Annotated in this window: 19 protein-coding genes; 3 read left to right on the plus strand and 16 right to left on the minus strand. The window is 66.3% G+C overall.

All coding sequences use genetic code 11. The features are described from left to right. Positions 1-10 precede the first annotated feature (10 nt). The 8 genes from tig to BSTEL_RS09740 all read right to left on the minus strand — a co-directional run bounded on the left by tig (position 11) and on the right by BSTEL_RS09740 (position 10,450). Complete coding sequence (gene tig, locus BSTEL_RS09705) at positions 11-1,378, minus strand: trigger factor (protein ID WP_034529993.1); 1,368 nt, start codon at positions 1,376-1,378, stop codon at positions 11-13. Positions 1,379-1,429: 51 nt separating this feature from the next. Further along, complete coding sequence (locus BSTEL_RS09710; protein WP_420796414.1) at positions 1,430-2,698, minus strand: HRDC domain-containing protein; 1,269 nt, start codon at positions 2,696-2,698, stop codon at positions 1,430-1,432. 43 nt (positions 2,699-2,741) lie between these two features. Continuing rightward, entirely contained in the window at positions 2,742-3,392 is a 651-nt protein-coding gene (locus BSTEL_RS09715) for a DUF3000 family protein (RefSeq protein ID WP_034529995.1), read from the minus strand. A 63-nt stretch (positions 3,393-3,455) separates the two neighbouring features. Continuing rightward, positions 3,456-4,334: a pyruvate formate-lyase-activating protein gene (gene pflA, locus BSTEL_RS09720; protein WP_034529996.1), complete on the minus strand. Its 879-nt coding sequence runs from the start codon at positions 4,332-4,334 to the stop codon at positions 3,456-3,458. Between the two features lie 201 nt (positions 4,335-4,535). Then, a complete protein-coding gene (gene pflB, locus BSTEL_RS09725) occupies positions 4,536-6,911 on the minus strand; it encodes a formate C-acetyltransferase (RefSeq protein ID WP_034529997.1) in 2,376 nt (791 codons plus the stop codon). Between the two features lie 228 nt (positions 6,912-7,139). Continuing rightward, positions 7,140-7,346 (minus strand): hypothetical protein, encoded by a 207-nt coding sequence (locus BSTEL_RS09730; protein WP_034529998.1) that lies wholly within the window; start codon positions 7,344-7,346, stop codon positions 7,140-7,142. Positions 7,347-7,485: 139 nt separating this feature from the next. Continuing rightward, complete coding sequence (locus BSTEL_RS09735; RefSeq protein WP_034529999.1) at positions 7,486-9,183, minus strand: NAD+ synthase; 1,698 nt, start codon at positions 9,181-9,183, stop codon at positions 7,486-7,488. 19 nt (positions 9,184-9,202) lie between these two features. Then, a complete protein-coding gene (locus tag BSTEL_RS09740) occupies positions 9,203-10,450 on the minus strand; it encodes a M20 metallopeptidase family protein (RefSeq protein ID WP_084686254.1) in 1,248 nt (415 codons plus the stop codon). A 147-nt stretch (positions 10,451-10,597) separates the two neighbouring features. On the opposite strand from BSTEL_RS09740, the gene BSTEL_RS09745 reads away from it, so the two are divergent. Beyond that, positions 10,598-11,401: a Cof-type HAD-IIB family hydrolase gene (locus BSTEL_RS09745; protein ID WP_034530000.1), complete on the plus strand. Its 804-nt coding sequence runs from the start codon at positions 10,598-10,600 to the stop codon at positions 11,399-11,401. An 86-nt stretch (positions 11,402-11,487) separates the two neighbouring features. Here BSTEL_RS09745 and BSTEL_RS09750 read toward each other — a convergent pair whose 3' ends face one another. The 7 genes from BSTEL_RS09750 to BSTEL_RS09780 all read right to left on the minus strand — a co-directional run bounded on the left by BSTEL_RS09750 (position 11,488) and on the right by BSTEL_RS09780 (position 17,994). After that, a complete protein-coding gene (locus BSTEL_RS09750; RefSeq protein ID WP_034530001.1) occupies positions 11,488-12,027 on the minus strand; it encodes a peptidylprolyl isomerase in 540 nt (179 codons plus the stop codon). Between the two features lie 119 nt (positions 12,028-12,146). Beyond that, the gene (locus BSTEL_RS09755; RefSeq protein ID WP_034530002.1) at positions 12,147-12,827 is read right to left on the minus strand and encodes a methionine ABC transporter permease; all 681 of its coding nucleotides are present in this window, start codon (positions 12,825-12,827) and stop codon (positions 12,147-12,149) included. Position 12,828: 1 nt separating this feature from the next. After that, complete coding sequence (locus BSTEL_RS09760) at positions 12,829-13,647, minus strand: methionine ABC transporter ATP-binding protein (RefSeq protein WP_051923054.1); 819 nt, start codon at positions 13,645-13,647, stop codon at positions 12,829-12,831. Between the two features lie 189 nt (positions 13,648-13,836). Continuing rightward, positions 13,837-14,676 (minus strand): MetQ/NlpA family ABC transporter substrate-binding protein, encoded by an 840-nt coding sequence (locus BSTEL_RS09765; protein ID WP_034530003.1) that lies wholly within the window; start codon positions 14,674-14,676, stop codon positions 13,837-13,839. A 134-nt stretch (positions 14,677-14,810) separates the two neighbouring features. Beyond that, positions 14,811-17,141 (minus strand): RelA/SpoT family protein, encoded by a 2,331-nt coding sequence (locus BSTEL_RS09770; protein ID WP_034530004.1) that lies wholly within the window; start codon positions 17,139-17,141, stop codon positions 14,811-14,813. Positions 17,142-17,218: 77 nt separating this feature from the next. Continuing rightward, positions 17,219-17,701: a dUTP diphosphatase gene (dut, locus tag BSTEL_RS09775; protein WP_034530005.1), complete on the minus strand. Its 483-nt coding sequence runs from the start codon at positions 17,699-17,701 to the stop codon at positions 17,219-17,221. Beyond that, a complete protein-coding gene (locus tag BSTEL_RS09780) occupies positions 17,701-17,994 on the minus strand; it encodes a DUF4193 domain-containing protein (protein WP_034530006.1) in 294 nt (97 codons plus the stop codon). Before BSTEL_RS09780 ends, dut begins: the two co-directional genes overlap by 1 nt. A gap of 154 nt (positions 17,995-18,148) precedes the next feature. Between BSTEL_RS09780 and sepH the strand changes: the two genes are divergently transcribed. Next, complete coding sequence (sepH, locus tag BSTEL_RS09785) at positions 18,149-19,321, plus strand: septation protein SepH (protein WP_034530007.1); 1,173 nt, start codon at positions 18,149-18,151, stop codon at positions 19,319-19,321. A 62-nt stretch (positions 19,322-19,383) separates the two neighbouring features. Here the strand turns inward: sepH and BSTEL_RS09790 are convergent, their stop codons facing one another. Then, the gene (locus tag BSTEL_RS09790; protein ID WP_034530008.1) at positions 19,384-20,700 is read right to left on the minus strand and encodes an alkaline phosphatase family protein; all 1,317 of its coding nucleotides are present in this window, start codon (positions 20,698-20,700) and stop codon (positions 19,384-19,386) included. Between the two features lie 97 nt (positions 20,701-20,797). Between BSTEL_RS09790 and BSTEL_RS09795 the strand changes: the two genes are divergently transcribed. Then, the coding region (locus tag BSTEL_RS09795; RefSeq protein ID WP_034530009.1) for a DNA gyrase/topoisomerase IV subunit A at positions 20,798-22,386 on the plus strand (1,589 nt) is incomplete at its 3' end.

The raw sequence follows: 22,386 nt of genomic DNA on the forward strand, positions 1-22,386 counted from the left end.
GCGAACCGACTCACTCGCCGTCCTTGGCGGACAGCTCGTCGGCGACCGCGGCGGCGGCGGAAGCGGCCTCGACGGACTCGGCCTCCTCCTCTTCGGCGGCGTCACCGAGGAACGCGGAGAGGTCGACCTCCTCGCCGTTCGCGGTGAACTTGACGGCGCGCATGCCGGCGAGCAGACCCTTGGAACGGCCGACTTCCTGCACGGCGGAGCCGAGCTGGCCGTTCTTGATGATCGCCTGGATGAAGGCGTTCGGGTCCATGCCGTACTGCTGGGCGATGGAGGCGAGGAAGTTGAACACGTCGGCCTGGGAGACCTCGACGTTCATCTTCTCGGCGAGGGTGTCGAGCAGGATCTGATCCTTGATCTCCTTCTCGGCGCCTTCCTCGGCCTGCTGCTTCTGCTCGTCGGTGGCCTTCTCCGGGTCCGGGGTGAGGCCCTTGAGGTGCTCCTCGACCGCGGCGGCCTTGACGCCCTTCGGCACCGGGATCTCGAGGCCCTCGGCCAGCTTCGCGAGGAACGCGTCGCGGGCCTCAGTGGCCTGACGGCCCTTGGCATCCTCGCCGGCGGCCTTGCGGATGTCGGCCTTGAGCTCCTCGAGCGTGTCGAACTCGGAGGCTTCCTGGGCGAAGTCGTCGTCCAGCTCCGGCAGTTCCTCGGCCTTCACGGAGTTGACCTTGACCTTGACGGTGGCCTTCTCGCCCTCGTGCTCGCCGGCTTCCAGCGTGCCTTCGAAGGTGGTCTCCTCGCCGGCGGACAGACCGTCGAGCGCCTCGTCAAGGCCGTCGAGCATGGTGTTGGAGCCGAGCTCGTAGCTCACGCCCTCCTGGGAGTCAACGGTCTCGCCGTCGATCTCGGCGGACAGGTCGATGTTGGCGAAGTCGCCCTTGGCGGCCGGGCGATCCACGCCGACCAGGGTGCCGAAGCGCTGGCGCAGGGCTTCAAGACGCTTGTCGACGTCCTCGTCCTTGACCTCCGGGGCAGCGATGGCGATCTCCATGCCGTCGATTTCCGGCAGCTCGATCTCCGGGCGACGCTCGACGGTGGCGGTGAACTTGAGCTTGGTCTCGTCCTTGGCGGACTGCGGGACCTCGACGACATCGAACTCCGGCTGGGCCATCGGGTGGATCTTCTTCTCCTCGAGGGCCTTGGAGTAGAGCTCCGGCACGCCATCGTTGACGGCCTCACCGGCGACGGCGCCGAAGCCGAAACGCTGGTCGATGATCTTGCCCGGAACGTGGCCCTTGCGGAAGCCCGGCACGTTCACCTGCTTGGCGATGTCCTTGCGAGCGGCATCGAGGTACGGGTCGAACTCCTCCGGTTCGACGGTGATGGTGAGCTTCACCTTGGTGGGTTCGAGGTTACGAACGCTGATCTTCACGCTAAACGCTCCTGAAAAGTTGTTTTTCCTATATCTGCCCGAAGGCAACCGTCACATTATAACGCGCGACACGGACGCTGTGATCAGTTTCACCTGCCAGTCGCGCGCCCCCTGCGCCGTGAGGAAGGCGGCCACGTCGCGCGAGGCCGGATCGTCGGTCCAGCACAGGTTGCGGATGATCTGCGGCCGGATGATCACGTCGGCGGGCGTGCGCGTGTCCTCGGCGATCTGGTTGATGACCTTGCGCACGCGCTTGAGCCGTGCGAGACGCTCCGGACGGCGCTCCCACATGCGCATGCCGCGCGGCGCGTTCGTCTCCTCGCCATCGTCCCTGATGCCGCGCGCGTCGCCGTGACCGGACGGCATGACCGGCAGTTCGTCGGCACGCAGGTCGAGCGCCTCCTGGATGGCGGCCTTCCAGACGGAGGGTTTCACCGCGCGCTGGATCGGCGCGTATCGCTCGAACATCTTGTCCTGTTCGCCACCCGTATGCATGCGCACGCGTTCGTTGAGGCAGCGCACGGCGCGGAATTCGCGCGCGTTGTGCGGCTTGCGTTTCGCCGCCTCGATGATCGACGAATCGGCGAGCAGCAGCGTGGGCGCGATGTCGTAGCGTCGGGCGAGCTCGTCGCGTTTCGTCCACAGGGCGCGCGCGACGGCGAGGGCTCGCGGGTCGCGGTTGATCTCGGTGATGTGCGAGATGCGCAGCCACGGCACGGGATGCTCGTGGCGCGGCTGGCCGGACGTGCCCTCCTCGAGGATGTGTGCGAACTCCTCCTGAGCCCACTCCTCCTTGCCGGCGTGCTTGAGGTCGGCGCGCATGAGTGCTTCGAGTTCGATAAGGAGTTCGACATCGAGGGCCGCGTAGTTACGCCAGTCGTATGGCAGCGGACGGTACGACCAGTCGGCGGCGGAATGCTCCTTGGCGAGCGTGATGCCGAGATACTGCTCGGTGACGGAGGCGAGGCCGAAACGATGCAGACCGAGGAGTCTCGCGGCGATCTCCGTGTCAAAGAGCCCACGTGGCGTCAGTCCGATGTCGGCGAAGCCGGGCAGGTCCATCATCGCGTCATGGATGATCCATACCGCGTCGCCGACCGCGTCGTTGAACCGGTTCCAGTCGACGCCGGCGCCGGTGAGCGCGACCGGGTCGAGCAGGATGATGCCCGAGTCCCCGCGCTTGAACTGAATGAGCCAATCCTCATGCCCGTATCGGAATCCCGATGCGCGTTCCGCGTCGGCGGCGAGTGGACCGAACGCTCCCGCCAGCGCCTCGCAGGCACGATGGTAGCCTTCCGGCGTGTCGGTGAGGGGCGGCACTCCCCCACGCGGCTTGGTTTGCAGTCTTGGTTCCGCTTTCGGTTCAGTCAACGTCCGTTTCCCAGTCGACGAGCATGGTTGATTCAAGGAAGCGCGCCCATGCGGACACGCTCGCACCGGCATCATACGGCATGCCGTCGAACGTCGCGGGAGTGAAGGAGACACGAATCTCGCATCCGACGGAACCATCGCCTCCGAGAGCGCCGAACGCCGTGTTGCGCGTGACGGTGACGGTGCCGCCCACACTGTCGGGTTCGATGCCGTCGAGATGCCCGCACATGAGATCCCAGTACAGATCCGGGGCGAGTGCGTCGTCCTCGCCGTTGTCGAGCGGCAGCCGCGCGAACGCGACGCAGCGCCAGCGCGACCCCCAATCCTCGCGCGGCGTCGCACTGTAGAGAATCATGATCCATCCGGTGGCGACGCCGGCCGGTGCGACTCCGTCGAAGGGGAATCCGCCGGCATCGGCGCGCGATCCCGCCTCGAGTTCGACGCCGATGCCGTAGTCGGCGAGCGTCGAGGGGACGGGAATCTCGCGGTAGCGTACGCCCCCGATGCGCGTCATGCCGCGGACCGATTCAACCGCCTGCCACACGTCATCGGGCACGCCGGCCGGCCGGCCCGGCAGTCCCGGACCGGCGTCACGCCCGGTGCGCGATTTCACGCCCGCGGGAAATGCGTAGATGTCGGCCATATCTCCAGCGTAGGTGCGCACGCGAGCTTTCGCGGCATCGGCACGCGGGGATTTGGGGAGGAATCAGTACACGGTGAAGCCGTGCGCCTCGAACTGCTTGACGACGCGCTCGCGCAGCGCGGCGCTCGGGCCCTTCTGGTCCTCCAACGGGTACGGGATGCGCAGCTCATGCCACTTCGGACGGCCGAGCTGGTGGAAACTGAGCACGTCGATGTGCTCGACGGCACCGTCGAAACTTTCGCAGATGCGCGCCACGTTCTCGACGTTCTCCTCGGAGTCGGTGAGCCCCGGCACGAGCACGAACCGCACCCAGATCTTCTTGCCGGCTTTCGCGAGCCGCTGGCCGAAGTCGATGGTGGGCTGGAGTACACCTCCGGTCACCTTGTGGTAGGTCTCCTCATCGCCGGATTTGACGTCGAGCAGGCACAGGTCGATGTCGTCGAGCATCTCGTCCGTGTAGTTCGTGTTGAGGAAGCCGGACGTGTCGAGGCAGGTGTGCACGCCCATCTCCTTGGCGGCGTGGAAGACACGGGAGACGAAGGCGGGCTGCATCATCGACTCGCCACCGGAGAACGTGATGCCCCCGTGCGTGGCCTTGAACAGGTCCTTGTAGCGGTCGACCTTCTTGATCATCGCCTCAAGCGTGACGGGCTTGCCGTCGCGCATCTTCCACGTGTCGGGGTTCTGGCAGTACTGGCAGCGCAGCGGGCATCCGGACATGAACACGGTCATGCGCGTGCCCGGCCCGTCGACGGACGTGTTGATGTCCCATGAGTGGACGAAGCCGATGTCGCCGGACTTGAGCGCGGCGATGCGGTCGCGGCGGTCGAGTCCGATCGGTGATTCGAAGCCGGACAGGCCTCCCATGAGGGTCTGCTTGGCGTAGGTCTTGGATTCGCGCAGCATATGGCGCGTGGTGGTGCGGAACTGGGTTTCGGGCATCGTCGTCCTCCTGTTCCTGGATATGACGAGTCGGTTGTCGGTTGTGCGGATAAGCGGGTTCACGGCATGGCCCCCGCCGGCGGGGGCTGTCGGCGGGGGCCGGCTGGGGGTGGAACCGTTCGAAGGTTCATCCACCCCCAGTCAGCCCCGGGCTGACAGCCCCCGCCGGCGGGGGCCCATAATCAGACGCGATCGGTCGAATCAGTCGGTGACGGCGCCCTGGTGGAAGGTACGGGAGATGACGTCGAGCTGCTGCTCCTTGGTGAGCTTGACGAAGTTCACCGCGTAGCCGGAGACGCGCACGGTCAGGTGCGGGTACTTCTCCGGGTGCTCGACGGCATCCTCCATGGTCTCCTTGCGCAGGACGTTGATGTTCGCGTGGTAGAGACCGTGGCCGTTGCCGGCGTCGAGGATGCCGACCAGGTTGCCGATGCGCTCGTCCTCGTCGCGACCGAGGCCATCGGGGGTGATGGTGTTGGTCAGCGAGATGCCGTCAAGAGCGTCGTTGTAGTCGATCTTGCCGACGGAGAACATGGACGGCAGCATGCCGTGGGAGTCCATGCCGTTCTCCGGGTTCGCACCCGGGGCGTACGGGGTGCCCTTCTTGTGGCCGGACGGGAAGGAACCGGTGTTCTTGCCGTACTCGACGTTGGAGGTGATCGTCAGGATGGACTGGGTCGGGACGGCGCCGCGGTAGACCGGCAGACGCTTGACCTGGCCCATGACCGTGGAGACGACCCACTTGGCGATGTCGTCGGCGCGATCGTCGTCGTTGCCGTAGACCGGGAACTCGCCCTCGGTGCGGTAGCCCACGACCAAATCGTCGTCGGCACCCTCGACGTACTCGTACTCGTGGCCTTCGAGGGTCTTGGCCTCGGCGTTGGTGATCGGGTACACCTTGGCGTACTTAATCGCGGCGAGGGAGTCGGCGGCGATGGACAGACCGGACATGCCGCAGCCGAGGGTGCGGTACACCTCCTTGTCGTGCAGGGCCATCTCGATGGACTCGTACGCGTACTTATCGTGCATGTAGTGGATGATGTTCAGCGCCATCACGTAGGTCTCGGACAGCCATTCGAGGGCCTTCTCGTAGTTGTTCTTGACCTTCTCGTAATCGAGGGTGCCGTCGGCCTCCGGGGTGATCGGCTCGATCACGCCCTTGTCGATGACCTGCATGCCGGTCATCTCGTCACGACCGCCGTTGATGGCGTAGAGCAGGGCCTTGGCGGAGTTCACGCGGGCGGCGAAGAACTGCATCTGCTTGCCGACGCGCATCGGGGAGACGCAGCACGCGATGGCCGCGTCGTCGCCCCAGTGGCCGCGAATCTCCTTGTCGGACTCGTACTGGATGGCCGAGGTGTCGATGGAGATCTTGGCGCAGAAGCGCTTGTAGCCTTCCGGCAGCTTCGGATCCCAGAAGATGGTGATGTTCGGCTCCGGGCCGGGTCCGAGGTGCTCGAGGGTCAGGGTGTTGAGCAGACGGAACGAGGTCTTGGTGACCAGCGGACGGCCGTCGTCGCCGAAGCCGGCGTCGGACCAGGTCGCCCAGTACGGATCGCCGGAGAAGATGGCGTCGTAGTCCTTGGTGCGCAGGAAGCGCACGATGCGCAGCTTCATGACGATGTTGTCGATGAGCTCCTGGGCGTCGGTCTCGGTGATCTTGCCGGCCTGCAGGTCACGCTCGATGTAGCAGTCGAGGAACGCGGAGTTGCGGCCGAAGGACATGGCGGCGCCGTCCTGGGACTTGATGGAGGCGAGGTAGCCCATGTAGGTCCACTGCACGGCCTCCTGCGCGGTCTGCGCCGGACGGGTCAGGTCGAGGCCGTACTCGTTGCCGAGGTTGATGAGCTGCTTGAGGGCCTTGATCTGCTCGTCGTGCTCTTCGCGGAAGCGGATCCAGTGCTCGATCTCCGGCTCGGTGAAGTCGTTGCGGTACGGCACGGAGTCCTTGTCGCGCTTCTTGAAGGCGATCAGCTTGTTCACGCCGTACAGGGCGACGCGGCGGTAGTCGCCAATGATGCGGCCACGGCCGTAGGCATCCGGCAGACCGGTGAGGATCTTGTTGTGACGGGCGACCTTGATCTGCTTGGTGTACACGCCGAAGACGCCGTCGTTGTGGGTCTTGCGGTACTTGGTGAAGATCTTCTTGATCTCCGGATCCGGCTCCTTGCCGGCTTCCTTGATGGCCTGCTCGACCATGCGCCAGCCGCCGTTCGGCATCATCGCACGCTTGCAGGGAACGTCGGTCTGCAGGCCGACGACCACGTTGTCGACCTCGGGGGAATCGATGTAGCCGGCCGGGAAGGCGTCGATGCCCGCCGGGGTGTGGGTGTCCACGTCGTAGACGCGCTGCTTACGCTCGACGGCCAGGTAGTTGTCGTCGAGGTACTTCCACAGGTGCTTGGTCTTCTCGGTGGCGGGGGCGAGGAAGCTCTCGTCGCCGGTGTACGGGGTGTAGTTCTTCTGGATGAAGTCGCGAACGTCGATGTCCTTCTGCCAGTTGCCGCCCTCAAAGCCGTCCCACGCCTTCGCGTCGAGCTCTTCCGCGGTCAGTGCAGCAGATTCAACAGCTGTCATATCCACTCCTTGGTGTTGTTCTTGATCCGACGCACCTTCGTCGTCGTTGTCTCCCAGTGTAACCGCCCGAAAATGGGAAAAGGCGCAAAACGGGCGTGACATATCTCACATTCCGTTATCGTTCACACGCCCGTTTTGCGCCGGTTCCCACGAATTGCCGCGATTGGCGGCGGCCCCGGGGCCTTGCCGCCCCCGCATGGCCGCTACGCGCCGCCATGCGCCGCGCCGCTATGCCTTATGAGGCCGGTCCCAGTCGAGGTTCCATTGGCGGTCCTGCTCCTTCCAGAGGGTCTCACGGTCCTGGAAGATCCTCCACGCGTCGAGCGCGTCCTCACGGGACTTGTACGGTCCCATGCGCTGCTCGATCGGAGACTTCGGCCCCTGTTCGGGCTCTCCCGTGACCATGTTGAAATACCACCGTGTGTCCTTCGCCATGATGAACTCCCTTCATACCATGATGCGCAATGCGATGAGGCGCCATGCTGCTCGACCAGACTCGACCAGGCTCGACTAGGCGAGCACGTCCCCGAAAACCGCGTGGCTCCCCCGCGACGAGGGAGCCACGGACACCGGACTACTCGCGGAACGCGTTGGTGATCGGCAGGCGGCGGTCACGCCCGAATGCGAGCGCGGTGACCTTCGGCCCCAGCGGGTACTGGCGGCGCTTCCATTCGGCGCGGTCGACGAGCCGCATCACCGTATCCACCGTTTTCTCGTCGAAGCCGTCGGCGAGCAGGTCGGCACGGCCGTGCGCGTGCTCGATGTACGCGGCGAGCACCTGATCGAGCAGTTCGTACTCGGGCAGCGAATCGGAGTCCTTCTGTCCGGGGCGCAGCTCGGCGGATGGCGCCTTCTCGATGGAGGCGACCGGGATCATCACGCCATCCTTCAACGACACGCCCGTATCACCCGCCTCATTGCCGACGATCTTGAGGCCGCCGATGCCGACGCCCGCCGCGGCCGCCTTGTTGCGCCAGCGGGAGAGCTCCCACACACGTGTCTTGAGCAGGTCTTTGATCGGCGCGTAGCCGCCGACCGCGTCGCCGTAGATCGTGGAGTAGCCGCAGGCGAGCTCGGACTTGTTGCCGGTGGCGACGGCGAGCAGCCCCTTCGAGTTCGAGTAGGCCATGACGATGACGCCGCGGATGCGCGCCTGCAGGTTTTCGGCGGCCACGCCGTCGAGGTCGAGCTGGCCTTGGAACGCGGTGAACAGCGGTTCGATGGGCTGCACGTCGTAGTGGGCGCCGATGTTCGCGGCCAGATCGGCCGCGTCGTCCTTGGAGCCGTCGGAGGAGTACATGGAGGGCATGGAGATGCCGTGTACGTTGGCGCCGCCGACCGCGTCGGCCGCCATGGCGGCGACGAGTGCGGAATCGATGCCGCCGGACAGACCGAGCGTGACGCCCTTGAAGCCGTTCTTGGCCATGTAGTCCTTGAGTCCGAGCACGCAGGCGGTGTACACCTCCTCGTCCGGGTCGAGCCTCGGTGTGATCGCGGCCTTCTCTTGATGCATCCTGTCCGTGTCGAGCGTCCAGTAGGCGAGATCCTCCATGAACATGGGAGAACGTTCGAGCAACGTGCCGTCGGCGTCGACGACGAAGCTGCCGCCGTCGAAGACGAGGTCGTCTTGGCCGCCGACCTGGTTCACGTAGATGAGCGGGGCCTCGACCTCGGCGGCGCGACGTTTCGCCAGTTCGAGACGAACGTCGGTCTTGCCTTCCTCGTACGGGGAGCCGTTGATCGTGACGAGCGCGTCGATGTCGCGTCCCGCGAGTTCGGCGACGGGACCGCCATCCTGCCAAATGTCCTCGCAGATGGCGACGCCGAGGCGGGCGCCATCCACGTCGAGCACGACGGAGCGTTCGCCGGCCTTGAAGATGCGGAACTCGTCGAACACGCCGTAGTTCGGCAGGAAGTGCTTGTCGTAGCCGGACCATACGACGCCGTCGTGCAGGACGACGAGACGGTTGTACGGCTTGGAGGTCTCATGGTCGGTGCCGACGGTGCCGACCACCACGTACAGGTCGCGCAGCCCCTCCTTCCTCAGCGAGGCGGCGAGCTCGTTGGCCTTGTCCCATGCGGCCTGGCGGAAGGTGCGGCGCAGGGCGAGATCCTCGATCGGGTATCCGGTGAGCGTCATCTCCGGGAAGACGACGACCTGGGCGCCATCCGCGGCGGCGCGGCGGCTGTAGTCGAGCACCTTGGCGGCGTTGGCGTCGAGCGCGCCGACGCAGGTGTCGATCTGGGCGAGTGCGAAGCGAATCTGTGTCATGTCTCCCTATCCTATCCCGTCAACGCGCGGCACCTCGGCCGTCGCCGGAACCGGAGGCGCCGAGTTCGGCGAGCACGCGCAGCGCGGCGTTCACGTAGAAGTCGACGAACGTGGGGATCGACGCGTCGAGGCCGACGAAACGCGGACTATGCCAGTCGGCGCACCCGTCGCCGCCGTTCGATCCGATGAACGCGAACACGGATCGCGTCGTGCGCGCGAACTCGCAGAAGTCCTCCCCCGCCATGGACGGCCGGATCGGCTCCAGGGCCGCGTAGCCGCGCACGTCGGCGGCGACGGCGCGCGCGAGCGGCGCGTCGGAGACGACCGGATCCTGGAAGTCGTCCCATGAGACGTCCGCCGTGATGCCGAACGCCTCGGCCGTGTGTTCCACCACCGCGCGGAACCGGCGTTCGGCGAGCAGGCTGTCCTCCTTGTGGAAGTAGCGCACGGTGCCCTGGAAGCCGGCTTCGGCGGGTACGACGTTCCACACGTGCCCGCCATGCACCTCGGTGATGGACAGGACGAGCGGATGCAGCGCGTTGACGTTGCGGCTGACGATGGTCTGCAGTTCGAGCACCATCGACGCGAGCGCCTCGATCGGGCCGGTGCCCTTGTGCGGATATCCGGCGTGCGTGCCTTCCGCGTGGAGCGTCACCTGGAAACGCACGCAGCCGGCCATCATCGGATCGACGCCGACCACGACCTCGCCGGGCGCGTAGTTCGGGTTGTTGTGCGTGCCGATGATCGCATCCACGTCGTCAAGCAGCCCCGCGTCGAGCATCGCGAACGCGCCCTGGCCGGTCTCCTCGCTCGGCTGGAAGAGAATCTTCACACTGCCGGCGAAACGGTCGCGGTGGTCGGCGAGCCAGAACGCGGCACCGAGCAGTCCGGTCATGTGCAGGTCGTGCCCACAGCCGTGCATGACGCCCTCGTTGACGGAGGTGAACGGCAGTCCCGTGTCCTCGACGATGGGCAGGCCGTCGATGTCGGCGCGCAGGGCGACGCGCGGGCCGGGACCGCCTTCGCCGCGGATGAGTCCGACGACACCGGTGGCGAGCGGGTTGTCGAGCACCTCCACGCCGTGCGCCTTCAGCTGGTCGGCAAGGTAGATGCTGGTGTCGTACTCCTTGAAGCTGCGTTCCGGATGCGCGTGCAGATAATGCCGGATGGCGACGAGGTCGGGATCGGCCTCGACGTGCCCGACGACTGCGGAGGCGGTGATGTCGGTCGCGTGGTCTGTATGGTCGGTGTCGTTGCGTTCGCTCATACGCCCGATTGTAGGTCGCACACGCGTGTCCGGAGCCGACACGTCCGGAGGCGATTCCGATATCCGTTACGGGTGTCGCCGCGTGCGTCTCCCTAAACTGGTGTGCAGACCAGACCGACATCCAGGCGATTCCCGCAAGGAGGCAGCATGACCACGCCCGACATCCGCGCCGTGTTCTTCGACATCGACGGCACGCTCACCAGCTTCGTGACGCACACGATCCCGCAGTCCACGATCGACGCGCTGCACCAGCTACAGGCGAAGGGCGTGAAGGTGTTCATCTGCTCGGGGCGCGCGCCCAGCCACATGACCGTCGTGCTCGACATGATCCCGGTTACGTTCGACGGCATCGTCGGCCTGAACGGCCAGTACTGCGTGGACGACCACGGGTTCCTGAAGAAGGAGTCGCTCGACCCGCGGGACGTGCGCACGATCGTCGCATGGCTGGACCGCAACCCGGACGTGGTGGCGAACTTCTGCGAGTCCGACTACGTGTACTTCAACCAAGTGACCGAGCCGATGCGCGCCACGTGGCGTCAGCTCGGCAAAACCGCGCCGAAGGTGTTCGTCGACGACCCGCACACGCGCCCCGAGACGCATGAGACGTTCCAGGTGAGCCCGTACATCGACGACGAGCAGGAACGTGAGATCGTCTCGCTATGCGCGAACGTGCAGGGCGTGCGCTGGCATCCGGACTTCGTCGACCTGATTCCGGCGGACGGCGGCAAGCCGAAGGGCATGGAACGCTTCATGCGCCACTACGGCTGGACGCGCGAGCAGGTGATGGCGTTCGGCGACGGCGGCAACGACGTGACGATGCTGGAGTTCGCCGGTATCGGCGTGGCGATGGGCAACGCGACCGAAGGGCCGAAGGCGGCCGCCGACTACGTGACCGACGACGTCGACCACGACGGCGTGATGAACGCCCTGAAGCACTTCCACGTGCTGTAGGCGACTGGGAATCGTCCGGAACGGACGGTGGCCGGGCTCCCCATCAGGAACCCGGCCACCGTATCAGCGTCGAAGATGCCGGATCGTCACTCGGCGACGTCGACGGACAGGATCACGGCCGGTTCGGTCGGACGATCCATCCGGTCGGTCGGCAGCGCTTCGAGCTTGTCGACAACGGCCTTGGACTGGTCGTCGGCGACCTCGCCGAAGATCGTGTGGTGGCCGTCGAGCCACGGGGTCGGCACGGTGGTGATGAAGAACTGGGAGCCGTTGGTGCCGTGGATCTTGCCGTCGCGGCCGCGGCGCAGGCCGGCGTTCGCCATGGCGAGCAGGTACGGGCGGTCGAACTTGAGCGACGGGTCGATCTCGTCGTCGAAGTCGTAGCCGGGACCGCCGGTGCCGTTGCCGAGCGGGCAGCCGCCCTGGATCATGAAGTCCTTGATGATGCGGTGGAAGCTCAGGCCGTTGTAGAACTTCTCGTGGGAGGGCTGGCCGGTGTACGGGTCCGCCCACTCCTTCTCGCCGGTGGCGAGGCCGAGGAAGTTCTTCACCGTCTCCGGGGCCTTGTCGTCGAACAGGTTGATCGTGATGTCACCTTCGGAGGTGCGCATGATGATGGTTGTCATAGCGCCAAGTCTGTCATAGTCGCAAGACGACGGCGGGCCCGGCTCCCCTCCCCTTCAGGGGAATGGAGCCGGGCCCGCGCCATACGTCACAGGGTTTGGACCGGGGCCTAGGCCGCCGGTCAGCGCGCGTGATGGTCGATGCGCTTGGCGAGCCAATCGCCGAACGACTGGATGATCTGCACGAGGATGACGCTCAGGATCACGGCGACGAGCATCACGTCGTACTCGTAGCGCTGGTAGCCGTAGCGGATGGCGATGTCGCCCAGGCCGCCGGCGCCCACGGTGCCGGCCATGGCCGAGTAGCCGAACAGGTTGATGAACGTGATGGCGGCGCCACGCACGAGGGACGGCAGGCTTTCGAACAGCAGCACCTTGGTGACGATCTGCCAGTTGTTCGCACCGAAGCTCTGCGCGGCCTCGATGAGGCCGCCGTCCACGTCGGCGAGGGATTGCTCGACGACGCGCGCCACGAACGGCGCGGCCGAGATGACGAGCGGCACCATCGCACCTTCGACGCCGAGCGACGTGCCGACGATGAGGCGCGTGAACGGGATGATGGCGACGAGCAGGATGATGAACGGGATGGATCGTCCGATGTTCACGATCCAGCCGAGCACGGTGTTGAGCGGCCGGTTCGGCCAAATGGACTTCGCTCCGGTGATGGTGAGCAGCACGCCGAGCGGCACGCCGAGCACGTAGGCGAGCAGCGTGGACACGCCGGTCATGACGAGCGTGTCACGCGTGCCTTCGAGCATGAGCTCGCCGTAGTTCGCGATGAATTCGGTGATGGTCTGTCCCATGTCAGCGTGCCTCCTCGTTCTCGGCGGCGCCCGCGGCCGGGGCGACCGGCGTGCCGTCCTCGTCCTCGTCGCGTCCGTTCTGTTCCTCGGCGCTGGCGATCAGGGCCTTGAGGATGTCGCTCTTCGGGTTCGCGAACAGTTCGGCGGTCTCGCCCATTTCGACGATATTGCCGCCGTCGATCATGGCGACGCGGTCGCAGATGTTGCGCGCCACGGACAACGAGTGGGTAATGACCACGAGCGTGACGCCGAGTTCGCGGTTGATGCGGCGCAGCAGGTCGAGGATCTGCACGGTGGTAGTGGAGTCGAGGGCGCTGGTCGCCTCGTCGCACAGCATGATCTTCGGTTCGTTGGCGAGGGCGCGGGCGATGGCGACGCGCTGCTGCTGGCCGCCGGACAGCTGGCTCGGATAGCGGTCGGCGTACTCCTCGAGGCCGACGAGCTTGAGGAGGCGTTCGGCGCGGGCGACGCGCTGCGCCTTCGGCTTGCCGGCGAGCTCCAGCGGGAACGTGATGTTGCGCAGCACGGTGCGCTGCTGGAACAGGTTGAAGTTCTGGAAGATCATGCCGATCTTCGCGCGCAGCGCCTTGAGTTCCTTGCCGGTGGCGTTGGAGATATCGACGCCGTCGATGAGGATGCGTCCGCCGGTGGGACGCTCCAACAGGTTGATGGTGCGCACCAGCGTGGACTTGCCGGCGCCGGACGAGCCGAGGATGCCGAAGACCTCGCCGTCGTGGATGGTGAAGTCGACGTCGTGCAGGACCTCGTGGGCGTCCGCACCAACGCCGTAGCTTTTCTTCATATGCTCGAATTGGATCATCGAGTGTTCCTTACCGTGTGGTTGTCATGGAATCGGACCGTGCATGCGCGGAACCGGCCCCCTGAGGCCGGACCGCATCCGTCGGACACGGCAATGCCGCACGTCGGGCATGCGCCCATACCGTGCGGCATTGTATCGGATGGCATGTCTCGCCTGTCCCCGTCGAGTCCCCGTTGGGGTTTGCGCGGATCAGAAGACCGGGACGACGGCGCCCTTGTAGTTGTCGTTGATGTAGTCGCGGACCTCGCTGGAGTTGAGGGCCTTCTTGAGCTCCTTGGTCTTGGCGGTGTTCTCGTTGCCCTTCTTGACGACCAGGATGTTCGCGTAGGTCTTGGCGGCGAGGCCGTCGGCCTTCTCGATCTGCAGGGCGTCCTTGGTCACGTCGAAGCCGGCCTGGATAGCGTAGTTGCCGTTGAGGGCGGCGATATCGACATCGTTGATGACGGTCGGCACGACGGCGGCCTCAAGCTCCTTGAACTGGAGGTTCTTCGGGTTGGATGTGATGTCCTTCGGCGTGGCGTTGATGTCCTCCGGATCCTTGAGCTTGATCAGGCCGGCGTCCTGCAGGAGCAGGAGGGCGCGGGCCTCGTTGGTGGCGTCGTTCGGGACGGCCACGACGGCGCCGTCCTTGAGGTCGGCGATGCTCTTGGTCTTGCCCGGGTACAGGCCGAACGGCTCGAAGTGCACGGTCTCGACGGAGACGAGGTGGGTGCCCTTCTCCTTGTTGAAGTTGTCGAGGTACGGCTTGTGCTGGAAGTAGTTGGCGTCAACCTCGCCATCCTCGGTGGCGGTGTTCGGCTGCACGTAGTCGGTGAACTCCTTGACCTCGAGCTTGTAGCCGTCCTTCTCGACGAGCGGCTTGACGGCCTTGTTGAGGATCTCGGCGTGCGGGGTCGGGCTGGCGGCCACGGTGATGGTCTTGTCGTCCTCCTTGCTGGTGGCGGTGGACGAGTTGCCGCAGGCGGACAGGCCGAGCGCGGCGACGGCGACGACGGCCAGGGCGGCCGCAGCGGACTTGGTGAAGCGCATGATGGTTTCCTCTCTCATCACATCATTCATATCGGCGGTGAACGGCTTTCGTCGTTCCCAACGCTTCGCCACTATACAAACGTTTGCCGCGCGCAACGCGGCGTCGTAATCGACGTTGCTTATAGCGCGCACGCTTACTGCATGCGGCGCAGACGCGGTTCGGCGGAGTCCTTCGCGCCGGTGATGCGGTACACGTCGAACACGCCCTCGATCTTGCGCACGGCGGCGAGCAGCGTGTTGAGATGCTGCGGGTCGGCCATCTCGAAACTGAACTGGCTGGTGGCCACGCGGTCGGAGCCGGTGGAGATCGAGCCGGAGATGATGTTCACCCCGTGGTCGGAGAGCACGCGGGTCACGTCGGAGAGCAGGTTGCGACGGTCGAGCGCCTCCACCTGGATCTTGACCATGAACACGCCCTTGGTGCTCGTCCATTCGACCTCGACGACGCGTTCGGGCTGGCGGCGCTGGAGGTCGATCATGTTCTGGCAGTCGGTGCGATGCACGGACACGCCCTGGTTGCGCGTGATGAAGCCGATGATCTTGTCGCCGGGCACGGGCATGCAGCAGCGGGCGAGCTTGACCCACACGTCGCCGACGCCCTTGACGGACACGCCGGAGCTGCTGTTCGTCTTCTGACGCGTCTCGACGGGCTTGAGCGGCAGGACCTCCTGCTCGATCTCCTCGTCGACCTCGTCGGCGCCCGCGTCCTTGACGAGATGCGAGATGACGTTCTGCGTGGAGATCTGGCCGTCGCCGATCGCGGCGAACAGGCCGTCCGCGTTCGGGAAGTTGAGCTCGTCCGCCACGCCGATCAGCGCCTCGGGCGTAAGCAGCGTGTTGATGGGCAGACTGCGCTTGCGCATGGCGCGCGTCAGCTCGTCGCGGCCCTCCTCGATCGCCTCGGAGCGGCGCTCCTTGGAGAACCACTGGCGGATCTTGTTGCGAGCCTTCGGGCTTTTCGCGAAGCTCAGCCAGTCGCGCGACGGGCCGGCCGTGTCCGACTTGGAGGTGAGGATCTCGACGGTGTCGCCGTTCTCGAGCTTCGTGTCGAGCGGGACGAGACGCCCGTTGACGCGCGCGCCCATCGTGCGGTGGCCGACCTCGGTGTGCACCGCGTAGGCGAAGTCGATGGGGGTGGCGGCCGCCGGCAGCGAGATGATCTTGCCCTTCGGCGTGAACACGTACACTTCGGCCGAACCGAGATCCTCTTTGAGTGAGCCGAGGAACTCGTTGGAGTCGGGGGTCTCGGAGGTCCAATCGGCGAGCTGCTGGATCCATTTGAGGTTGTCGGCCTCGCTCAGCTCCTGGTTCTCGGAGCCCTCGCGCTTGCGGTCGGACTTGTCCGGCGAGCTCAGGGCGCGGCCCGCCTGGCCGTTCTCCTTGTACTTCCAGTGCGCGGCGATGCCGAATTCGGCGCGGCGGTGCATGTCCCACGTGCGGATCTGGATCTCGACGGGCTTGCCACCGGGGCCGACCACCGTGGTGTGCAGCGACTGGTACATGTTGAGCTTCGGCATCGCGATGTAGTCCTTGAACCGGCCGGGAACCGGGTTCCACCGCGCATGCACGGCGCCGAGCGCCGCATAGCAGTCCTGAATCGAATCGACGATGATGCGCACGCCCACCAGATCGTAGATATTGGCGAAATCGTGGCCACGCACGATCATCTTCTGATAGATGGAGAAGTAGTCCTTCGGGCGTCCGGTCACGTACGCCTTGATGTGCTGCGCATCGAGATCCTCGTTGATCTCGGCGAGGATCTGCTTGAGGTACACGTCGCGCTGGCCGGCCCTGCGGGCGACGAGCACGACGATCTCGTTGTAGATCTTCGGGTAGATGACCTTGAAGCTCAGCTCCTCGAGCTCGGTCTTGATGGCGTTCATGCCGAGGCGGTTGGCGAGCGGCGCGTACACGTCGAGCGTCTCGTGCGCCTTCTTCACGGCGCTGGAGGTCTTCACGTAGCGCCAGGTGCGCGCGTTGTGCACGCGGTCGGCGAGCTTGACGACGAGCACGCGCACGTCGCGGCTCATCGCGACGACCATCTTGCGGATGGTCTCGGCCTGCGCCGAATCGCCGTACTCCATCTTGGAGAGCTTGGTGACGCCGTCCACGAGGCCGGTGACGGTGTCGCCGAATTCGGCGCGGCACTGGTCGAGCGTGTAGTCGGTGTCCTCCACCGTGTCGTGCAGGAGGCCGGCGGCCACGACCAGCGGACCCATGCCGAGGTCGGCGAGGATCTGCGCGACGGCGAGCGGGTGGATGATGTACGGTTCGCCGGACTTGCGCCGCTGCGCGGAATGCTGGATCACGGCGCGCCGGTACGCGCGTTCGAGGATGGTCAGGTCCTCGCCGGGATGGTGCACGCGGCACGCCTGCATGATCGGCAGCAGCGGATTGATCGGATCGGTGCTGACCTCGCATCCCAGTTTGCGTGCGGAATCGAATTCCATATCGTCGCCCGCCATGGCGCACCTCCCTCGCTCGTATGGATTTCCATCCTAACGCGTCTTCCACGCGTCCGACGCGTTTATCCTACCGCGTATCAGGCGACTCCCGTGGAGCCGAATCCCCGTTCCGCGCGATCGGATCCGGGCAGCGTCCCGGCGGGCACGAACCTCGCCTCGACGTAGCGCTGGATGACGAGCTGCGCGATGCGGTCGCCGACCTCGAAGCGCGCGGTGCGCTCCGGATCGAGGTTGATGAGCGGCACCTTGATCTCGCCGCGGTAGCCGGCGTCGATGGTGCCGGGCGCGTTGAGCACGGTCACGCCCTGCTTGGCGGCGAGACCGGAGCGCGGGTGCACGAGCCCCACGTAGCCTGCCGGCAGCGCGATGGCCACGCCGGTCGGCACGAGGGCGCGCTGGAACGGCTTGAGCTCGAACGCCTCGGCGGCACGCAGGTCGGCGCCCGCGTCGCCCGCGTGGGCGTAGAACAGCCGGGCGAGTTCGGCCGGCTGTTCCGGATTCACGGCCTTGACGAGAACCTCCGTGTTCTCGGGTTCGTTGTACGCGGGGTCGAAAGTCATCAGGCAGCGCACTCCTGGCACACGGGCTGGCCGTCGTCGGTCATGTAGGCGAGCTGGCTGCGGTGCTTGACGAGGAAGCATTCGGAGCAGATGAATTCGTCGCCCTGCATCGGGATGACCGTCACCGAGGAATCCTCGTTGCTCAGGTCCGCGCCCGGCAGCTCGTAGTCCTCGGCAATGGCGTTCTCGTCGTCGTCGATGTCGCTCGATGAGTTCTGCGAGCCCTTACCCAGAGCCTGCAGCGATTCCTCATCCTCGTCCTTATTGCGGGGGGAATCATAATCCTGAGCCATCGCGATCCTTTCATGGCACGGGGCACGCCGCATGGCGCGGGGCCCGAAGACTGGTTTACTCGCCCATAGAATACACGATTTCAAATACTCGTAAAGTTCGACACGTGGGGCATACTGTATTGTGATACAAGTTTTTGAGGAAAGTGGTGCGCGCATGCCTGACAATTCGCCTCGGGGAGCCCGTCTCGACCATGTCTCCGACGCCGGCGACCTGGTGTTCGAAGCGGGTGGTGAGCGTTTCGTCGTCACGGTGGACGACGCGTTGGAGCGGGCCCTGCTTGAGGCCAAGCAGATCCGTTCCGAGACGTTGAAGCGTCGTGAACCGCATACGACGGACACCCTGCCGATCTCGCAGATCCAGCAGCTGATCCGCGCGGGGGCCGACCCGGCGAAGGTGGCGGCCCGCTACGGTCTGGCCGAGGCGCTGGTGCGCCGCTTCTCCGCTTCGGTGCAGACGGAGAAGCAGTATGCGATCGAACAGTTCAAACGGGTGCCGGCTCCGAAGGAGTCGCGTCTACGCACGCTCGAGGAGATCATCGACATGACGCTGCTGGCGGCGCGCGTGGACCGCTCCACGCTCTCCTGGTCGGCGACCCGACGCCACCATGAGCCGTGGCACATCGTCGCCCGGTTCATGTCCGCGGGGCGCAAGGTGCATGCCGAATGGACGTGGGACATGCACGACAATTCCGTGGTGTGCCTGAACGCGGCCGCCCGCAAGCTGATCGGCGAGCAGAGCCTCGGCGTCGGCCCGGAGCCGGACGCGTCGGCCGCGGCGAGCGGCGTCGCGGGCGCGCCGTCCATCACGCGTCCGGCCGGCGCGCAGCCGGCCGGCGGACGCGAGTCGTTCCCCGTGAACCTGGGCGCCGCTCCGGCCGCCTCCGGCCAGACGGCGGCGTCGCAGCCCACGCCGTCCGCCGTTCCCGGCGAGACCGGCGGCTCCGGCGCTTCGGCCTCGCCCGCGACGACCGGCAACATGTCAGTCGCGTTGCCGTCGCCGTCGCTGCCCGCCATGCGGCCGGAGTCCGCCGTCGACGGCTCCCCCGCTCCCGCCGCGACGGGTGATCCGTCGACGGCGACGACCACGGACGACATCCCCGTGTTCCGTCCGAACGTGGAGCTGCCGCCGAACCAGAACGCCGACGGCACGGCCGATGCCGGGCGTCTCGGAGATCCGGCGCGTCTGGCCGACGTGGCGGACGTGGAGCAGCCGTCGGCGCCGGCCGGCGGCGGGGAGCGTCCGCGCACGGAACGCGAGGAGACGGCGCGTCGCCGTTCCGGCCGTTCCGCGGTGCCCAGCTGGGACGAGATCCTCTTCGGCGAGTGACGGGCGGCGGACTTCGCCGCCGTCCGTTCGCGCGCTTCATCCCCTGTCTTTGTCGACGGCCGTCAGGCCATGTCGATGAGGCAGGGGATGTCCATTTCCAGCATGGTCTGGGAGCCGTGCACGCTGGGCAGACGGGTCGCCTTGTCCGACTGGGTGCGGCTGTCGACGAGCGTGACCTGGCCGGCGGCCTGCACGATCACGTCGCCGAGCATCGGTGCGACGCGCGCATCGACCGGTCCGAACAGACCGTCGGCGATGGCCTCGCGCTTCGTGCGCACCAGCGCCTTCTCCCCCAGACGCTCGCGCCATCGCGCGGCGATGTCTTCCGGATTCTCGTCCGGCTCGGCGTAGAGCATGAGGGCGCGGGGTTCGCCGCCCACCAGACGCACGCCCCGCGCGAGCTCCGGCTCGACGGCGATGTCGATGCGCTCATGCTCATCGGACATGACCATGCCGTGATCGGCGACGATGACGATGAGCGTGCCCTTGGGCGCTTCGCGCCTGAGCGTCGCCAATTGCGCGTCAATGCGCTCGAACGTGCCGATCCACTGCTCCGAATCCCAGCCGTGGTTGTGGCCGACCTTGTCGGCGTCGCGGATGTACAGGTAGGCAAGCCCCGGCTCGCGCACGGCCCGCGCGGCGGCGCGCACGCGGTCGCGCGGCGTCACGCCGGACACGTAGGTTCCACCGCGCAACGCCGCCTCGGTGAGTGGCGACCCCTTGAACTTGGCGAGACCGGAGCTGGTGACGGGCACGCCTTCGGCGGCGAGACGCTCGAACACGGTGGGCTCGCGCTGCAGATCATGCGGGTCGACGATCGGGTCGACCGGCTGCACCGCGAACCGGCCGCCGGGGCCGGCGGGCTTCGGGGCGAGCGCGTCCTTGAACTGGATGAGCTGCATGAGACGCCCCGACGACGGCTCCAATTGCGTGTAGCCGGCCATGCCGGTCATTCCCGGGCAGGTGCCGGTGCCGAACGTGGCCATCGCGGCGACGGTGGTGCTCGGCGCGCACGTGGAGATGGGCCGCTGGTTGGCGGCGTCGCGCATGAGCGCACGCAGGTAGGGGGCGTGGCCGAGGCGCATGGCGAGGTTCCAGTAGCCGAGGCCGTCCACGAGCACGACGATCGCGGAACGCGCGTCGGGCAGGCCGAGCGCGGATTGCAGCGCCTTCGGATCGGGGTGGACGCGCGTGGGCGTAGGATGCCCGATCGCGGCCGAGATGGCGGGCAGTACGGAGGACAGGTGCCGCGCGCCGCCGCGGATGGCCACAGCATCGCCTTCACTGCCGCCGACGCCGCTGCCGGCCGTCCAATCCCCGTATCGGGCGGTATCGGTCAATCGCAGCAGCTCTTCCATCTCAGGCGTCTGAACACTCATGCCTTCCCATAGTAGTAGTCCGCGGGCGCCGGTCCGACGACTGGGGCGGCATGATAATATGTTGCGGGTTTTCAATCGTCTTCAGGGAGTCCTTCATATGGCATCACACCGCAGGTCCGCAGCCGCCGCGTACGATCCGCGCACGGTGAAGGAGCATATCGTCGAAACGCCGTTGAACGAGGAGATGAGCAAGTCGTTCCTCGAATACGCGTATTCGGTGATCTACGCGCGTGCGCTGCCGGACGCGCGTGACGGCCTGAAGCCGGTGCAGCGGCGCATCATCTACCAGATGGGCCAGATGAACCTGACCCCGGACCGCCCGTACATGAAGTCGGCGCGCGTGGTCGGCGAGGTGATGGGCAAGCTGCACCCGCACGGCGACTCCGCGATCTACGAGGCGATGGTGCGTCTCGCCCAGCCGTTCGCGATGCGGCTGCCGCTCGTGGACGGCCACGGCAACTTCGGTTCGCTCGATGACGGTCCGGCGGCCTCGCGTTACACGGAGGCACGTCTGGGCCCGGCCGCACTGGCGATGAACGCCGACATCGACGAGGACACGGTCGACTTCACGCCGAACTACGACAACAAGCTCAAGGAGCCGACGGTGCTGCCGTCGGCCATCCCGAACCTGCTGGTCAACGGCGGCTCGGGCATCGCGGTGGGCATGGCGACGAACATGGCCACGCACAACCTCGGCGAGGTCGTCGCCGCGGCGAAGCATCTCATGGCGAACCCCGACTCGACGCTCGAGGAGCTCATGCACTACGTGCCCGGACCGGACTGGCCGGGCGGCGGCATCGTCATCGGCCGCAACGGCATCCGCGAGGCGTACGAGACGGGCCGCGGCACGCTCACCACCCGCTCGAAGACGCACATCGAGAACGTGACCGCCCGCAAGAAGGCGATCGTCGTGACCGAGCTGCCGTTCATGGTGGGGCCGGAGCGCGTGCTGGAACGCATCTCGGAGGGTGTGAAGAGCCGCAAGCTGGAGGGCATCACCAGCGCCATCGACCTGACGGACCGCCATAACGGCACGCGCATCGTCATCGAGATCAAGACCGGCTACGACCCGAACGCGGTGCTCGCGCAGCTGTTCAAGCACACGCCGTTGCAGGACAACTTCACCATCAACAACGTGGCGCTGGTCGACGGACGCCCGCACACGATGGGTCTGAAGGAGCTCTTGCAGGTGTGGGTGGAGCATCGCCGCGTGGTGGTGCGCCGCCGTAGCGAATTCCGCCGCAGGAAGGCGTTGGAGCGCCTGCATCTGGTGGAGGGCCTGCTGCTCGCCATGGTGGACATCGACGAGGTGATCCAGGTGATCCGCACCTCCGACGACGCGGACACGGCGAAGAACCGGCTGATGGCCGTGTTCGACCTGGACGAGGTGCAGGCGCAGTACATCCTCGATCTTCGTCTGCGTCGCCTGACGCGCATGAGCCGCATCGAACTGGAGGCGGAGCGCGACGACCTGAAGAAGCGCATCGAGGAGCTGGAGCGCATTCTCGCCTCCGCGGCCGAATTGGACCGCGTGGTCGTGCGCGAGATGGACGAGACGGTCGCGAAGTACGGCACGCCGCGCCGCACCGTGCTGCTCGATGAGGGGCCGGACGGCTCGCTCGCGCCGGTCGTCGCGAAGGGCGACGACTCCTCGGTCTCGCGCGAGGCGCTGCAGGCCGCACGCGA

It is taken from the genome of Bifidobacterium stellenboschense, from assembly GCF_000741785.1.
Taxonomy (GTDB): domain Bacteria; phylum Actinomycetota; class Actinomycetes; order Actinomycetales; family Bifidobacteriaceae; genus Bifidobacterium; species Bifidobacterium stellenboschense.

Bases quoted from the DNA above. Each gene is read 5' to 3' on its own strand.
- BSTEL_RS09715 (WP_034529995.1), bottom strand. From the start codon at position 3,392: ATGGCCGACATCTACGCATTTCCCGCGGGCGTGAAATCGCGCACCGGG.
- pflA (WP_034529996.1), bottom strand. From the start codon at position 4,334: ATGCCCGAAACCCAGTTCCGCACCACCACGCGCCATATGCTGCGCGAA.
- pflB (WP_034529997.1), bottom strand. From the start codon at position 6,911: ATGACAGCTGTTGAATCTGCTGCACTGACCGCGGAAGAGCTCGACGCG.
- BSTEL_RS09730 (WP_034529998.1), bottom strand. From the start codon at position 7,346: ATGGCGAAGGACACACGGTGGTATTTCAACATGGTCACGGGAGAGCCC.
- BSTEL_RS09735 (WP_034529999.1), bottom strand. From the start codon at position 9,183: ATGACACAGATTCGCTTCGCACTCGCCCAGATCGACACCTGCGTCGGC.
- BSTEL_RS09740 (WP_084686254.1), bottom strand. From the start codon at position 10,450: ATGAGCGAACGCAACGACACCGACCATACAGACCACGCGACCGACATC.
- BSTEL_RS09745 (WP_034530000.1), top strand. From the start codon at position 10,598: ATGACCACGCCCGACATCCGCGCCGTGTTCTTCGACATCGACGGCACG.
- BSTEL_RS09750 (WP_034530001.1), bottom strand. From the start codon at position 12,027: ATGACAACCATCATCATGCGCACCTCCGAAGGTGACATCACGATCAAC.
- BSTEL_RS09755 (WP_034530002.1), bottom strand. From the start codon at position 12,827: ATGGGACAGACCATCACCGAATTCATCGCGAACTACGGCGAGCTCATG.
- BSTEL_RS09760 (WP_051923054.1), bottom strand. From the start codon at position 13,647: ATGATCCAATTCGAGCATATGAAGAAAAGCTACGGCGTTGGTGCGGAC.
- BSTEL_RS09765 (WP_034530003.1), bottom strand. From the start codon at position 14,676: ATGCGCTTCACCAAGTCCGCTGCGGCCGCCCTGGCCGTCGTCGCCGTC.
- BSTEL_RS09770 (WP_034530004.1), bottom strand. From the start codon at position 17,141: ATGGCGGGCGACGATATGGAATTCGATTCCGCACGCAAACTGGGATGC.
- dut (WP_034530005.1), bottom strand. From the start codon at position 17,701: ATGACTTTCGACCCCGCGTACAACGAACCCGAGAACACGGAGGTTCTC.
- BSTEL_RS09780 (WP_034530006.1), bottom strand. From the start codon at position 17,994: ATGGCTCAGGATTATGATTCCCCCCGCAATAAGGACGAGGATGAGGAA.
- sepH (WP_034530007.1), top strand. From the start codon at position 18,149: ATGCCTGACAATTCGCCTCGGGGAGCCCGTCTCGACCATGTCTCCGAC.
- BSTEL_RS09790 (WP_034530008.1), bottom strand. From the start codon at position 20,700: ATGAGTGTTCAGACGCCTGAGATGGAAGAGCTGCTGCGATTGACCGAT.